This is a genomic window from Flavobacterium hydatis (assembly GCF_000737695.1).
GTDB lineage: Bacteria > Bacteroidota > Bacteroidia > Flavobacteriales > Flavobacteriaceae > Flavobacterium > Flavobacterium hydatis.
Genome location: NZ_JPRM01000003.1, coordinates 70,419 through 87,032, shown reverse-complemented (window position 1 = coordinate 87,032; position 16,614 = coordinate 70,419). Strand labels below are relative to the sequence as shown.

The window sequence follows — 16,614 nt, the reverse complement described above, 5'->3', positions numbered from 1 at the left end:
TTCCATTTTTTATTATATAGCCCATGCGAAAAATTATATTACTTTCCTTTTTGAGCCTTAGTTTTGGCTCTCTAGTTGCCCAAAATGCACCTTATTGGCAACAACATGTAGATTATAAAATGGATGTATCGATGGATGTAAAAGACTATCTGTACAAAGGCAAGCAAGAATTGGTTTATACTAATAACTCGCCAGATACTTTGAAAAAAGTATATTACCATTTGTTTTTTAATGCATTTCAGCCAGGAAGCGAAATGGATGCAAGAATCCAGACTATAAAAGATCCTGATGGAAGAATGATAAATAAGGTAAAAGTTGATGGCAAAGATGTTAAAGAAAGCCGCATGAAAACTTTAAAGCCTAATGAAATAGGGTTTCTTAATATTGCCAATTTCAAACAAGATGGTGTAGCTGCTACAACAAGAGTTTCGGGAACTATTATGGAAGTTACTTTGGCTAAGCCAATTTTACCAAATTCAAAAACTACTTTTACATTAGAATTTGACGGACAAGTTCCAGTACAAATTCGTCGTGCAGGAAGAAATAATTCAGAAGGTGTTGCTTTGTCAATGTCACAATGGTATCCTAAACTAGCCGAATTTGATTTTGAAGGATGGCATGCAGATCCATATATCGCAAGAGAATTTCATGGTGTTTGGGGAAATTTTGATGTAAAAATTACGCTTGATAAAGATTACACAATCGGAGGTTCTGGATATTTACAAAACAAAAATGAAATCGGTCACGGATATGAAGATGCTGGTGTTACTGTAGTTTATCCTAAAAAAACAAAAACACTTACTTGGCATTTTGTTGCGCCAATGGTACACGACTTTACTTGGGCAGCCGATAAAGAATATACGCATGATATAGTAAAAGGACCAAATGATGTTGACTTACATTTCTTATACAAAAACAATCCAAAGACTACAGAGAACTGGAAAAAACTAGAGCCTTTGATGGTTAAAGTAATGGATTTTTATGATCATAAAGTAGGACCATATCCATACAAACAATACTCATTTATACAAGGTGGAGATGGCGGAATGGAATATGCAATGTGTACTTTGATGTTAGGAAACGGAACTCTTGAAGGGATCTTAGGAACAGCAACACACGAGTTAGGACACTCTTGGTTCCAGCATGTTTTGGCTTCTAACGAATCTAAACACCCATGGATGGATGAAGGTTTTACAACTTATATCGAAGATTTAGCTTTGAATGAATTAGCTGGAGATAAAAAAGTAGAAAATCCGTTTAAAGGAAATTATGCTGCATATTATAAATTAGTAGAATCTGGTAAAGAGCAACCACAAACTACACATGGTGATCGTTACGATGAGAACAGACCTTACAGTATTTCTTCTTATGTAAAAGGAAGTATCTTTTTGTCTCAATTAGGATATTTGATAGGGGAGAGTAATTTAGATAAAACACTAAAAAAATATTATAGTGATTTTAAATTCAAACATCCATCACCAAATGATATCAAGAGAACTGCTGAGCGTGTTTCGGGAGCAGAATTAGATTGGTATTTAATCGATTGGACAGAAACTACAAATACAATTGATTACGGTATTAAAGAAGTAAGCGATAGCGGAGATAAAACAGTTGTGACTTTAGAAAGAATTGGAAGAATGCCAATGCCTATTGATTTAACTGTAGAATATACTGATGGAACAAAAGAGAGCTTTTACATTCCATTACGAATGATGAATTTTATAAAAGAGAATCCTAATCCTTCTATGAAAAGAACCGTTTCAAATGATTGGGCTTGGGCGATGCCAACTTATAATTTGACAATTGCAAAAAGCAAAAGCGCAATTAAGAAAATCACTATTGATCCAAGCGGATTAATGGCTGATATAAAAGCTGCGAATAATGTATATGAAGTAAAGTAAATCTTTGCTTATATTCTATAAAAAAGCCCTTAAAGACACATTGTTCTTTAAGGGCTTTTATTTGCAAAAGCTTTAGCAATACTTTACTCTGCTATTTTGGTGTTGGTATCTATAATAACGTTGTCTTGATTCTGTTTTTTAAACGGAAAAAGCTGTCTATAGCTGCCACATCTCCACAGCCATTCTATTGGTCCATAATTGTATTTTGAAAGCCACCATTTGCTAATAAATAACTGAATAATAAATATAAAAACAGCCAATGAGAAATAAAACCAATAGGGCATAGAATTACCAATGCCTAAACCAATTCCTGAAAAAATAAAAGCAGCAAGTAGATTTTGAGTTATATAATTTGTCAAAGTCATTTTTCCTCCTGCACTAAAATATTTGAATATTGTTTTGAGTTTACCATTTTCGTACAACAAGCATATTCCTGTTGCGATAAAAATCATTGTGCTTAAAATAAACCAGTAATAAGGGTGGAAGAATTTGAGAAAACCAGCTTTATTTTCAATTGCATAGTAAAAAACAATACCAGTTGTAACAGCAATAAGCAGACTGATTGCAAGTACATACATTAAAACCTTTTTCATTTTGGTTAAACGATTAAAAAAATCTGTTTTTTGAAGCACAACCCCAAAAAGCATACAAGCCAGCATTACAGTATATCCTATAATAACATAGCCAGGAGAAATGATTTGCTGGTAATAAGAAGCCAATAGGTTAAATTTAAAAAAGTCTAGCCAGTTTCCAGAATAATATAATTTTAGATATTCAGGATTGGAGATAATAACTATTCTTTCAAAATTAAAGCCTTTGATATAAGCCATTAAAAATGGAGTGATAAGGATAAGAATAGCGCAAATTATACTTAGCGTTTTTGTAGAGCATTTGTAGAAAAGCAATAATACAAGTCCTAAAAAAGCATAATCTTTTAAGATGTCCCCGAACCAAAAACAACAATTGATAAAAGCCAAGCCAAAAAGCAATAACATTCGCCAGCTAAAAAAAGTAACTGGATTTTTGCCTTTCGCAGCGACATTATTAATTAAAATAGCAAAGCCATAGCCAAACAAGATGGTTAATAAAGTCCATGATTTTCCGGAGAAAAAAAACTGATCGAAATTCGTTAATATTTCAGATAACATACTGTTCTTGGGTTCTTGTGTTGAACCAATGTGTGGTAAACCAGAATAGTTGCCAATTGCAACGCCTAATATGGCCCAGCCTCGAAGAATATCTACAATAGCAGTTCTTTTGCTTTGTTCTATAGGATGATACGAATTTGTCATTTGATTAACGTTTTTTCTTGTGATTTTATTAATTATTGTGAGTGAACTATGTGTTATTGTCAGTTTAATCAAAAATAATAAATTTATAACGCAATCAGTTTTTTATAAGCTGAATAATTGTTTTTCAATAAATTAGCGACATTTGTATAAATGCAAAAGCTCTAAAAGATACATTGTTCTTTAAGGGCTTTTTTATTTGCGAAAAATAGTTTTCTTATTGAAATAATTATTTTGTTGCTTCTGCATTGGTTTCCGAAGAAATAGCGGTCTGCTTTTGTTTTTTAAACGGAAACATCTTTCTGTAGCTTAACACTCTCCATAGCCATTCAACAGGACCATAATTGAATTTTGAAAGCCACCATTTGCTTATGAATAACTGAATTGTAAAAACAAAAACAGCCAAGAAAAAGTAAAACCAATAAGGTAAAGTATTGTAAATTTTGAAACCAATTCCGGAAAAAAGGAAAGCAGCAAGAATGTTCTGCATCATGTAGTTGGTAAGTGTCATTTTGCCGCTAACTCTAAAATAACTAAAAATTGTTTTCAGTTTTCCGTTTGTATATAATAGACAGATTCCAGACGCAATGCAAACCATTGTATTTATTATTATCCAAAAAACGGGATGAAAATAGGTGAAAGCTATTTTCTGCTTAATTGCAATTTCAAAAAGAACACCAGAAATTATTGCAAGAATCAGTGTAATTATAATAGTTCTTTTTAGTGTTTTTTTAAATTCAGGTAAACGATTAAAAAAATTGATTTTTTGGGCGTAGAAACCTAAAAGCATAAGTGCAAACATCACAACATGCACAGTAATAGCGTAAGCAAGATTAATCATTTCCTGATAATAAGTTCCGAGTAAATTAAACTTGAATACATCTAACCAGTTATCAGAATAAAATAATTTTAAGTATTTAGCATTCGATTGTACGTCAGGTAATGTTTGTTTTATAGAATGAATATAAGCGTTAAGAAACGGAACAGTTAAAAGAAGTATTACACAGCTTATAAGAATTGTTTTTTTTGAACTTTTGTAAAATAATAAAAGGAATAACCCTAAAAAAGCATAATCTTTTAATATATCACCCAGCCAAAATGCAGAATTTATAAATGCAAAAATAAACAGGATAAACATTCTCCAGCAAAAAAAATAAACTGGGTTTTTGCCTTTATCAGCCACATTGTTAATAAGAACAGCAAATCCATATCCAAATAAAACGCTTAATAAAGTCCATGATTTAGCAGAAAAAAAATACAGATTAAAGTAGCTGATGATTTCTGAAAATATACCTTTTTTAAGAATAAAACGTTCCAATCCGATATATCTAAAATCGACATAATTTCCTATCACGACTCCTAATAAAGCCCAGCCTCTTAAAATATCAACAATAGCTATTCTTTTATCTTCCTGAATAGGTTGAAATGAATTTGTCATTTGATTAACGTTTTTCTTGTGATTTGATTGATGATTGCTAGCAAATATTGTGTTATTACTAGCGCAATCAAAAATAACAAAATTATAATGTAATCAGTTTTTTTATAAGACGAATAATTGTTATTCAATAAATTAATGACATTTATATAAATGCAAAAAGCCCTTAAAGAAACGGTGTTCTTTAAGGGCTTTTTATTTGCAAAAAAGCTTTAGCAATAAATTATTCAGCCGCTTCAGTATTAGTTTCTAAAATAATTTTGTTTTGAATTGGTTTTTTAAACGGAAAGAACTGTCTGTAGCTAGCACATCTCCATAACCATTCTATTGGACCATAATTGTATTTAGAAAGCCACCATTTGCTTATAAATAATTGAACAATGAATACAAAAACAGCCAATGAAAAATAAAACCAATAAGGCATTGAGTTGCCAATTCCCAAACCAATTCCTGAAAAAATAAGAGCTGCCAGTATATTTTGAGATATGTAGTTTGTGAGGGTCATTTTTCCTGCAACCTGAAAATAACTAAATATGGTTTTTAGCTTACAGTTTATGTACAATAACGTAATTCCTGTAGCGATAAAAATCATAGTGCTTAAAATAAGCAAATAAAGAGGATGGAAAAATTTAAGAAATTCGGCTTTTTGATTGATTGCAATTGTAAAAAGAATTCCGATAGTAATGGCACAAAATAAACTAATAAACAGAATACGTTTCAGGAGTTTAGTCTTTTTGTCCAAGTCAACAAAGAAATCTATTTTTTGAAGTAAAAGACCAAATAACATACAAAGCAGCATTACAAGATGTGCTGTAATTGCATATCCCGGAACAATTATTTGCTCATGGACAGTAGCCAATAAATTGAATTTAAAAAAATCCAGCAAATTTCCAGAATTATATAGCTTTAAGTATTCTGGGTTAGTTGTAATCTCAAGGCGTTCCATATGAAGACCATTTACGTAAGCCATCAAAAATGGAATTGAAACAAGAAGTACGCTACAGATTACTGCTAAAGTTTTTGTTGAGGCTTTGTAAAACAATAATAAAACAAGCCCTAAAAAAGCATAATCTTTTAAGATGTCGCCAAACCAAAAAGAAGAATTAATAAAAGCCAGTATAAAAAGTAAAATCATTCTCCAGGAAAAGAAAGCAACAGGATTTCTGCCTTTACTTGCAATATTATTGATTAGAATAGCAAATCCATAGCCAAATAATACAGTTAATAATGTCCAGGATTTTGCAGCAAAAAAATAACGATTAATTATTTGGAGAATATTAGAAACGAGATTATTATTGATTTTTGAAGGTAAACCAATAAAGAGAAAATCGCTGTAATTGCCAATTGCAACACCTAGAATTGCCCAGCCTCTGAGAATATCGATAATAGCAGTTCTTTTGCTTAGTTCGATAGGTTGATAAGAATTTGTCATTCGATTAACGTTATTTTTGTGATTTGATTAATGATTGTTTGTGAATATTGTGTTATTGCTAACGCAACCAAAAGTAATAAAATTATAACGCAATCAGTTTTATAGGGTGAATAATTGTTTTTTAATGAGTTAAAGAGATTTATATAAAAGCAAAAGCCCGTTTTTAAAAGAAACTTCTTTTAAAAACGGGCTTTTATCGTATAAAGGGATTGTTTATTTTTTGTCTCCCAAATGCTCAAGCATATCTTTTGTCATAGACTCAAGATCAAAAGTATGTTTCCAGTCCCAATCTTCTCTTGCTTGCGAATCATCAATGCTAGCAGGCCAGCTATCAGCAATTTTCTGACGGAAATCAGGCTCGTAAGTAATTGTGAATTCAGGAATATGTTTTTTAATTTCATTTGCAATTTCAGTTGGCGTGAAACTCATCGCCGCTAAATTGTATGAAGAATGAATTTTGATTTTCTCGGCAGGAGCTTTCATGATATTAATAGTAGCATCAATAGCATCGTCCATGTACATCATTGGCATTTTTGTTTCAGATGATAAAAAGCACTCATATTTTTTATCGGCAATAGCCTTGTAAAAAATATCAACAGCATAATCTGTTGTTCCACCTCCAGGAGGAGTAGACCAGCTAATTAAACCAGGGTAACGGATGCTACGTACATCGACACCGTAAATGTTATGGTAGTATTCACACCATCTTTCACCAGCTTGTTTACTAATTCCGTATACAGTCGAAGGTTCCATAACGGTATATTGTGGCGTATTTTCTTTAGGAGTGGTTGGTCCAAAAACAGCAATACTAGATGGCCAGAAAACCTTTTTGATTTTATTTGCTTTGGCTAAGTTTAAAACATGGAATAATGAGTTCATGTTTAAATCCCATGCAAATGCTGGGTTTTTTTCGGCAGTTGCTGATAATAAAGCAGCCATCAAATAAATATCAGTTATTTTATGAACCTCTACAAGGTGCTCGATTTGATTAAAATCTAAGGCATTTACTACTTCAAAAGGTCCAGAATTAACTACGTCAGTATTTAATTTACGAATGTCAGAAGCAATTACATTCTCAGTTCCGTATAATTTGCGTAGTTTTTGGGTAAGCTCCGTTCCGATTTGACCGCAAGCGCCAATGATTAATATTTTTGGATTCATTATGTGTTGTTTTTAGTAACGCAAATATAACGTTTTCGCAAATAATTTTACTTTTCAGAATAACAAATTATAAATTTAACAAGGATGAAGTTTGTTTTTTGGATTATTCTCCGTTGAGGTGTTTAATTGTTTTTACCACAAAGCACACAAAGATTTTTATCTTACGATAAGTTTATTTTACCGCAAAGTTCGCAAAGATTTTATAATTAAGCCATTTTATAAACACAAAGTTCGCAAAGCTAGATCAATACAAAGCTTAGTGAACTTTGCGTAAACCCTTGCGAACTTTGCGGTTAAATTTTTCAAATATAGATTCTAGAAACACGGATTGTTTTTACCGCAGAGCGCGCAAAGATTTTATAATTAAGCCATTTTATAAACACAAAGTTCGCAAAGCTAGATGAATACAGAGCTTTGCGAACTTTGCGTAAACCCTTGCGAACTTTGCGGTAAATTTTTCAGACATGGATTCCAGAACGAGTGGCAAAAAAATACGACTCATTTATAGAATCTTTAGCAAAAAACAGAATTCGTAATTGTAAAATTACTTTGTAACTTTGTAGCTTAATGTTTGAACCAATGAAATATAGAATATCTCTTTTCCTGCTTTTTGTTTTTCTTTTAAATTCATGTCAAAATAATGACGAAAAGCGACTTGCCGAAAATAAAAAAGAAGCCAAAAAGAAAGAATTGATTTTTAATAATATTAGAAACAGTTGGGTTTTTTACGATAGTTCTATTAATGAGGCTTCTGAGCAAATTGAAAACCAATGGAATGAATGGCATCAGTTTTTAAAAGTATTAAAAGGAACACCTCAAAAAACGATTGGAGCATTTCAAAAAAAATCTACGGAAATTACTAAAAGTGCCGAGGCTTTAAATAATAATATTCCAGCCCAACTTAATGTACCTCAAGTTAAAACTAGAATCGCCATCATAATTACCAAAATAAAAATGATGGATTTATATATTCATTTGGATAGAATTCCTGACGAAAAGGTTAGTATTTTAATCAGAGAAATAAATAATGAGCTAATGGCTTTACAAAGACAAATGGATAAGATTCTTGTAAAGAGTAAAATTCCTGTAGAAGACGGGGAGACAGAATTAATGAAAATGATAAAGGATACTGCAAGAGCAATTCCTAATGAAAAAGTGACCCCAAATATTCCTAGAGTTGAGTAAAAGTGCTTTATATACTACGTATGATAATTTGCCCAAAACCCAGCAAATTGCCAATCAGTTATTAGAAAATAATGAAGTGAAATTGCATCTTAATGGTTTGTTAGGATCGGCGGTTTCATTTATAATTCGTTCTTTATTTAAGAAAGCCGAATTACCATTTCTTGTTATTTTAGATAATAAAGAAGAAGCGGCTTATTACCTTAACGATTTAGAGCAAATGGTTGGTGAGCAAGATGTATTGTTTTATCCAGGATCTTATAAAAGACCTTACCAGATAGAAGATACAGATAATGCTAATGTTTTGTTGCGTGCAGAGGTATTAAACAGAATTAATTCCCGTAAAAAACCTGCAATAATTGTTACCTATCCAGAAGCATTATTTGAAAAAGTAGTGACTCGAAAAGAGTTAGATAAGAATACCCTAAAAGTATCAGTTGGCGATAAAATTTCGATTGATTTTATCAACGAAGTTTTATTCGAATACGAGTTTAAAAGAGTAGATTTTATTACCGAACCCGGAGAGTTCTCTGTTCGAGGAGGAATAGTCGATGTGTTTTCTTTTTCAAATGATAACCCGTATCGTATTGAGTTTTTTGGGAACGAAGTCGATAGTATCCGAAGCTTTGATGTAGGAACGCAATTATCTGTAGAAACACATAAAAAAATCACGATTATCCCGAATGTCGAAAACAAGATATTTCAGGAAAATAGAGAAAGTTTCTTAGATTATATTTCTGAAAAAACAGTTCTTTTTATCCAGAATACAGATGGATTTTTGAGTCAGTTAGATAAGCAATTTGCAAGAGCCGAAGAAGCTTATGAGAAACTATCAAAAGAAATTAAACGTGCAGAGCCAGATCAATTATTCTTAAATCAGTCATCGTTTATAAAAAAAGCATTAGATTTTTCGATTGTAGAATTAGCTAATAAGCCAATTTTTAAAACGACAAAGAAATACGATTTTCATATTCAGCCGCAACCATCATTTAATAAACAATTTGATTTATTGCTTAATAACTTAAGTGATAATCATTTTAATGGATATAAGAATTATTTGTTCTGTTCGAATGATGCTCAGGCGAAACGCTTTCATGATATTTTTGAAACATTGGATGAAGCCAATTCAGAGAATATTCGCAAGCAATATCATACGATAGTTTTACCACTATATCAGGGATTTATCGATGAAGAAAATCAGATTACGTGTTATACCGATCACCAGATTTTTGAGAGATACCATAAGTTTAATATCAAAAACGGATATTCTAAAAAACAGAATATCACGCTAAAAGAACTTACCACATTATCGGTTGGAGATTATGTAACGCATATCGACCACGGAATTGGACGATTTGGAGGTTTGCAAAAAATCCAAGTTGAAGGAAAAACGCAAGAAGCCATTAAGTTGGTTTATGCAGATAATGATATAGTGTATGTGAGTATACATTCGCTTCATAAAATATCCAAGTACAACGGAAAAGACGGGACGCCACCTAAAATTTATAAGTTAGGTTCGAATGCTTGGAAAATTTTAAAACAAAAAACCAAAGCGCGTGTCAAACATATTGCATTCAATTTGATTCAGTTGTATGCAAAACGTCGTTTAGAAAAAGGATACCAGTTTGCGCCAGATAGTTATTTGCAGAACGAATTAGAAAGTTCGTTTATTTATGAAGATACGCCAGATCAGGTAAAATCGACACAGGAAGTAAAAGCCGACATGGAAAGCGACCGACCGATGGATCGTTTGGTTTGTGGTGATGTAGGTTTCGGAAAAACGGAAGTTGCCATTCGTGCTGCTTTTAAGGCCGTTGACAATAGCAAACAAGTTGCTGTTTTGGTGCCGACTACAATTCTTGCCTACCAACATTACAGAACTTTTACAGAGCGATTAAAAGATATGCCAGTTTCAATTGGTTATTTGAATAGATTCAGAACTGCGAAACAAAAGGCACAAACCTTAAAAGATTTAGCCGAAGGAAAACTCGATATTGTAATCGGGACACATCAATTAGTCAATAAAAATGTTGTTTTTAAAGACTTAGGTTTATTGATTGTTGATGAGGAACAAAAGTTTGGAGTAAACGTAAAAGACAAACTTAAAACTATTGCAGCAAATGTAGATACGTTAACATTAACAGCAACACCAATCCCGAGAACGCTTCAGTTTTCGTTAATGGCAGCGAGAGATTTATCCGTTATTACAACGCCACCACCCAATCGTTATCCTATCGAGACTAATGTAGTTGGGTTTAGTGAAGAAGTAATTCGTGATGCAATTTCGTATGAGATTCAGCGTAACGGACAAGTTTTCTTTATTAATAACCGAATCGAAAATATAAAAGAAGTTGCCGGAATGATTCAGCGATTAGTTCCAAATGCTAGAGTAGGAATCGGACACGGACAAATGGAAGGCGCAAAACTAGAGGAATTAATGTTGGCGTTTATGAACGGCGATTTTGATGTTCTGGTTGCTACAACAATTATCGAAAGTGGACTTGACGTACCAAATGCGAACACAATCTTTATTAATAATGCCAATAATTTCGGATTATCTGATTTGCATCAAATGCGAGGTCGAGTAGGACGTAGTAACAAAAAAGCATTTTGTTATTTTATCTGTCCGCCATATTCATCAATGACCGAAGATGCTCGTAAACGTATTCAGGCGTTAGAACAATTTAGCGAACTTGGTAGCGGTTTCAACATTGCCATGAAAGATCTTGAAATTCGTGGAGCAGGAGATTTATTAGGTGGCGAACAAAGCGGTTTCATTAATGAAATTGGTTTTGATACGTACCAAAAAATCATGAACGAAGCCATTGAAGAATTAAAAGAAAACGAATTCAAAGACTTATATCCGGAAGAGAACGATATTGAAACCAAGGAATACGTAAAAGATCTACAAATAGATACTGACTTTGAGTTGTTGTTTTCAGATGAATACATCAACAATGTCACCGAACGTTTGAGTTTATACAACGAGTTAGGTTCTGTAAAAAATGAAGCCGAATTAATTATTTTCCAAAACAAATTAATTGACCGTTTTGGGCCAATGCCACCGCGTGCCAATGCCTTAATGAATAGTATTCGCATCAAATGGATTGCGACAGCTGTTGGTATTGAAAAACTGGTGATGAAAAAAGGCAAGATGATTGGTTATTTCGTTTCAGATCAACAATCTGATTATTACCAATCCAAACGTTTTCATAAGATGATAAAATTTGTGCAAACACACAGTAATCTTTGTACAATGAAAGAAAAACAAACGCCAAATGGTTTACGACTTTTATTAACTTTTGACAATGTAAAATCAACCAAACGTGCTCTCGAATTGATGGAAATGTTGGGGGAATAATATTAGACTATACTAAACGGGTTTTTAAAACCTGTTTAGTATGTATTAGAAATATTATAGTAAAATTTTATCTTTTATTATCCAACAGTATTTCGGTCATATTCTTATAGTTATTTAAGAACCCTTTGGTGATTAAGTAGTGTTCAGTTTCTTCATAATCTATTTGTCTTATTCCGTTTTCATCCAATTGATATATTATTGCATTCGGGTAAGCCAAAAGAATTGGAGAGTGGGTTGCGATTATAAATTGCGAATTGTTTTTTACATGTTCATCTATTGCGGTAAACAGCGTAAGTTGCCTCATGGGAGATAAAGCAGCTTCAGGCTCATCAAAAACATAAAGACCATTTCCGCCTAATCTTTCAGTAAGGATTTTCATAAAAGATTCTCCGTGAGAACATTCATGCAAGGAGTGACCCGTACCCTGAAGGTTGTCTGTTTCCTCCATATAAGTTGCAAGATTATAGAAGCTTTCAGCACGAAGAAAGTAATAATCTTCTGGAAGACTATGACTTTTTACAATCTTCAAGAAATTAAAAAGCCCAGATATATTCTCGTGAGTACTAAAACGAGCATGTTTACTTCCTCCTTCTTGACTTAATCCCATGCTTAAAGCGATAGCTTCAATCAGAGTAGATTTTCCTGAACCATTTTCTCCTACAATAAAAGTAACATCAGAGTGAAATTCTATTTTATCCAACCCTTTTATGGAGGGTATCGTAAAGGGATATTCTTCATAATTTGTAATCAACTCTTTTTTGAGTGAGACTTCTTTTAAATAAGGTTTGTTTTTTATCACTTACAAGTTAGTTTTAATTGAATTGAAGAAGGGGCAAAAATAAAACATTTTAGCGTAAGAGTTCTTTTAAATACAATGTTGATTTAGTGTCGTTTGGATGATGTTATTTCTAAAAATAATAATGGCGTATGAAAACTTCATACGCCATTATTATGATTAAATTAAAATCTAATTATTATTCTAATTTTAGATAATGTAAACCTTTATTTCCAGAAACAATTATTTTATTTTTAGCAAAAGAGATGTCGTTTACAACTGAACCTGCAGGAAGTTCTAGTTCTAGTTCCCAGGAAGTACCAGAATTTTTTGTTACAAACAATTTATCCCCGGATTGAATATACCATTGGGTTTCTGTTCTAAGGAAGAAAGCCTTTACATCTGCCTTTATAACGTTCCATGTTTGAAGCATATCTGTAGATGCATATAATGATTTATCGTCTACATTTAATGCAAGTATTTTATTGATATTTACAAACTTATAACTAATGGAAGATATTTTTGAGTTGGCTTGTTTGGAAATAGAGTCTTTGACAACCCAGTTGTTGTACCCTGTTTCAGATTGCAGGATTACGTTTTTTGAATTATATAGGCCATTTTTAGAATCGTAAAGCAATCCAAGCTGATAAAATTTATTGTCAGATACCGATTTTCCAAAAGCTGAAATTGACAATCTGGTTGTTACACCTCCGCCACTACTAATGATGGTAGCCCAAGAAGGAGGGTCGCTTTTAATAGTTGTTGCCCCTTTATCTGCGGTGTAAATCTGACCGCTAACCATTGTTGTAAGAATACAAATGTTATTATCAAGATAACCAACTTTTACGCCATTAATTGCTGGACTAAAGCGGTTGTTGACACTAATTGTTTTTTGTGTTTCAAAACCGTTGTCAGTAAAAAAGCCAGCAACAGTATTTGTTAAAGCTCCAGTTTTATCGTCGATCATTTTAAAATCTCCATAACTTCCAGCCTGATTTATGTAAACTTCTTCATAGCCTTTAGATTTAGCTTCTAGTTTTTTTGGTGCCCCCCAAAAGCTTCCGTCACCAGATGTAATATTATTTACAAATGAAAATATAGTTTTACTATTATCAAGAACGCTTGATGATTGGATATCTAAATTTCCCAGTGTTGTTAATTTAGTCCACCCTTTTGTTATGCTATAAAAACTAATAGGTTTGCTGCTTACATTTTTTATTTGTAATCTTAAAGTATTAGTACCTGTTGTTAAGCCTTCTGGAATAGATAATACAATTTTAGTATTTGAAATTTCTTTTACTGTTGTTTCTGTTCCGTTAATGAAAATTTTGGTTGGATAATCTTTATTAAAAAAATTGGTTCCTGTAATTTCTAAATTTTCTCCAATTGTAAGAACTTCAGATGAAGTGGCTGTAATTGTAATGGGTAATGGCTCTACTATTGCTGTAGATGGCGATGCGTCATCACCAGAATCATTGCTAGAGCATGAAGTAAATGTCGTCAACCCGGTTAGAAGGATTGACAATAGAAGTAATTTTTTTTTCATTCGTTTTTTTTGATTGGTTTTCTGACGTAAAATAATGGAATTGTAAAATAATATCAAAAAATCAGATATTATTTTTTAGGTTATTTCCGAATAAATAAGGGCGTATGAAAACTTCATACGCCCTTATTTATTTATCGGGATAGAAACGATACCCGATTGTTGTAATTAACTATTTGACAATTAATTTATTTAAACATGAACTTCTTCTAAAATTTCTTCAAGGAATTGTGCCATTTCATCTGCATTTTGTTTGTTGAAAGGCATTGGTGGCTTTATTTTTAAAACATTATGCAAAGGTCCATCAGTACTTAGCAAATATCCTTTTTCTTTCATTTTTTCGACTACAATATCAATTTCAGGAATTGCAGGCTCCATGGTTGTTCTGTCTTTTACCATTTCGGCACCAATGAATAAACCATGTCCGCGAACATCACTAATAATTGGGAATTTAGCCATTAATCCTTTTAGTAAATCCATAAGATAATTACCAACTTCTAAGGCATGTTGTTGCATTTGCTCATTTTGAATTACTTCTAGAACGGCTAGTCCTGCCGACATTGATACAGGATTACCGCCAAAAGTATTGAAGTATTCCATGCCGTTGTTAAAAGCATCGGCAATTTCGTTTGTTACGATTACTGCTGCAAGCGGATGGCCGTTTCCTATAGGTTTTCCTAGTACAACAATATCGGGAACGACATCTTGTAATTCGAATCCCCAGAATTTATCACCAACTCTTCCAAATCCTACCTGAACTTCATCGGCAATACAAACTCCTCCCGAAGCTCTTACATAATCATATACTGTTTTTAAATAATTTTCTGGTAACGGAATTTGACCTCCAACACCCAATAAAGTTTCGCAAATAAATACTGCGGGTGATTTATCTTCTTTCTTTAAGTCTTCAATAATTCGTTGTACATCGGCAGCATATTTTTCCCCTGCATTTGCATCACCATATTTATAAGGACCTCGATATAAGTCTGGGTTAATAGCTTTGTGAATCCATGGCATCTGGCCAAAACCTCCTTTGCTGTCAAATTTATACGGACTCATTTCCATTGCCACAGTTGAGGTTCCGTGATAAGCATGATCCAATACAATAATGTCTTTTTGCTTAGTAAAGTGGCGACTCATTCGTATAGCAAGGTCATTGGCCTCACTACCAGAGTTTACGAAATAACAAACGCTTAATGACGATGGTAATGTTGCCGTAAGTTTTTCGGCATATTCTAAGATTGTATCGTTAAGATATCTTGTATTAGTATTTAAAGTCGCAATTTGTTTTTGCATTTTCTTTACCACTACAGGATGACAATGCCCTACATGAGATGGATTGTTTACACAATCTACAAATGTTCGTCCTTTATCATCATATAAATATTGTAATGCTCCTTTTACGATTTTTAGTTTTTGGTTGTAACCAATGCTTAAATTTCGACCTACATTTTTTTGACGAACTTGTAATAAGTCCGAATAATCGGAATTATTTATTACGCCATCAAATCCGCATGCTTTTCTAAAAACATCCTGAGCTTTTATCGGGTTTATTTTGATGAGTTTGTACAATAACTCCCAAGCAGGCTTTTCGGTCAGGAAATGATGGGCATTATCGCTATTTAGCGATGCGTTATAAGCCGATTGTGTTACGCTTATACAAAGCCTTCCTGCAATTAAATAATACAATAAATCTAATTCTTGTGTTGTAAGAGGGTACGTTTCGTGATATCCTTTTACAATGTATGAAGCGTCTGTTAACGGATCTTCACTTTCAAGAATTGCATAGGTACATGCTATTGCAAGGTTATTGATTAAAGCGGAATAAACCATATCGCCAAAATCGATTAAACCAGTTGTCTTTTCTCCTTGTGCCATCACATTACAATCATTAGCATCATTATGAATATATGCGTGTCGTAAGGTGTGTATTTGCGGAAGCACTTCGGTATCAAATTGCAAAAGGAAATATCCTGCAATTCGTCTTCGTTCGTGATTGGTAATGTATTTTAGTTTCTCATTAGCATCACTTGCTCGACTAATGTCCCAAGTATAATGACGTTGCATTGCTGGATGAGAAAAGTCCTGAAGTGATTTATCCATAGTTCCCATAAATACACCTAAATTATAAAGTGCAGTACTTGATTTTTTGGGTTGTTCGTGCCAAAAAGTACCTTCAAGAAAACTAAGGATTCGTATGTAATATGTTTTGTTATCTCTGATGATTTGGGTTAAAGCTTCTCCGTTTTTATTGATAGAAAACTGCTGAAAACTCTCGGCTAATGTGCTTTTGCTTAAATGCTGAATGATTTTTACTTGTGCATCCAGAAATGGATATGACTGATTTTCATCAGAAAGCTTTAATATATACTTCTGATTTTTTTCATCGGTTAAGATAAAGTTCAATTCATCATATCCGTCTAATGCTTTTACGGTAGCGGATAATCCATAATGTTCTATCGCTAATTGCTGAATGTCTGTTTCTGAAAAAATCATTGGTATTGTTTATTAAGTTGTTTTGTTTTGAAGTTTTTG

General features: G+C 32.7%; 10 protein-coding genes. 3 read left to right on the top strand and 7 right to left on the bottom strand.

The window, feature by feature from the left end; translation table 11 throughout:
* Window positions 1-23 precede the first annotated feature (23 nt).
* Window positions 24-1,901, top strand: coding sequence for a M1 family metallopeptidase (locus IW20_RS02500; RefSeq protein WP_035618319.1), 1,878 nt, complete (start codon window positions 24-26; stop codon window positions 1,899-1,901).
* Window positions 1,902-1,984: 83 nt separating this feature from the next.
* Here IW20_RS02500 and IW20_RS02495 read toward each other — a convergent pair whose 3' ends face one another.
* The 4 genes from IW20_RS02495 to IW20_RS02480 form a co-directional block, all read right to left on the bottom strand.
* Entirely contained in the window at window positions 1,985-3,193 is a 1,209-nt protein-coding gene (locus IW20_RS02495; RefSeq protein WP_035618317.1) for a DUF418 domain-containing protein, read from the bottom strand.
* A gap of 226 nt (window positions 3,194-3,419) precedes the next feature.
* Window positions 3,420-4,628 carry a DUF418 domain-containing protein gene (locus IW20_RS02490; protein WP_035618314.1) on the bottom strand — a complete coding sequence of 403 codons (1,209 nt, stop codon included), beginning with the start codon at window positions 4,626-4,628 and terminating at the stop codon, window positions 3,420-3,422.
* Between the two features lie 220 nt (window positions 4,629-4,848).
* Window positions 4,849-6,057, bottom strand: coding sequence for a DUF418 domain-containing protein (locus IW20_RS02485; protein ID WP_035618311.1), 1,209 nt, complete (start codon window positions 6,055-6,057; stop codon window positions 4,849-4,851).
* 213 nt (window positions 6,058-6,270) lie between these two features.
* Window positions 6,271-7,218 carry an L-threonine 3-dehydrogenase gene (locus IW20_RS02480; protein WP_035618309.1) on the bottom strand — a complete coding sequence of 316 codons (948 nt, stop codon included), beginning with the start codon at window positions 7,216-7,218 and terminating at the stop codon, window positions 6,271-6,273.
* 579 nt (window positions 7,219-7,797) lie between these two features.
* Between IW20_RS02480 and IW20_RS02475 the strand changes: the two genes are divergently transcribed.
* Complete coding sequence (locus IW20_RS02475; protein ID WP_035618788.1) at window positions 7,798-8,403, top strand: hypothetical protein; 606 nt, start codon at window positions 7,798-7,800, stop codon at window positions 8,401-8,403.
* Window positions 8,396-11,761 (top strand): transcription-repair coupling factor, encoded by a 3,366-nt coding sequence (mfd, locus tag IW20_RS02470; protein WP_035618306.1) that lies wholly within the window; start codon window positions 8,396-8,398, stop codon window positions 11,759-11,761. Before IW20_RS02475 ends, mfd begins: the two co-directional genes overlap by 8 nt.
* 67 nt (window positions 11,762-11,828) lie before the next feature.
* Here the strand turns inward: mfd and IW20_RS02465 are convergent, their stop codons facing one another.
* From IW20_RS02465 to IW20_RS02455, 3 genes are all read right to left on the bottom strand, one after another.
* A complete protein-coding gene (locus IW20_RS02465; RefSeq protein ID WP_205625896.1) occupies window positions 11,829-12,560 on the bottom strand; it encodes an AAA family ATPase in 732 nt (243 codons plus the stop codon).
* A gap of 175 nt (window positions 12,561-12,735) precedes the next feature.
* Window positions 12,736-14,082: an IPT/TIG domain-containing protein gene (locus tag IW20_RS02460; RefSeq protein WP_035618303.1), complete on the bottom strand. Its 1,347-nt coding sequence runs from the start codon at window positions 14,080-14,082 to the stop codon at window positions 12,736-12,738.
* 189 nt (window positions 14,083-14,271) lie between these two features.
* Window positions 14,272-16,575, bottom strand: a complete 2,304-nt coding sequence (locus tag IW20_RS02455; protein ID WP_035618300.1) for an aminotransferase class III-fold pyridoxal phosphate-dependent enzyme — start codon at window positions 16,573-16,575, stop codon at window positions 14,272-14,274.
* Window positions 16,576-16,614 lie beyond the last annotated feature (39 nt).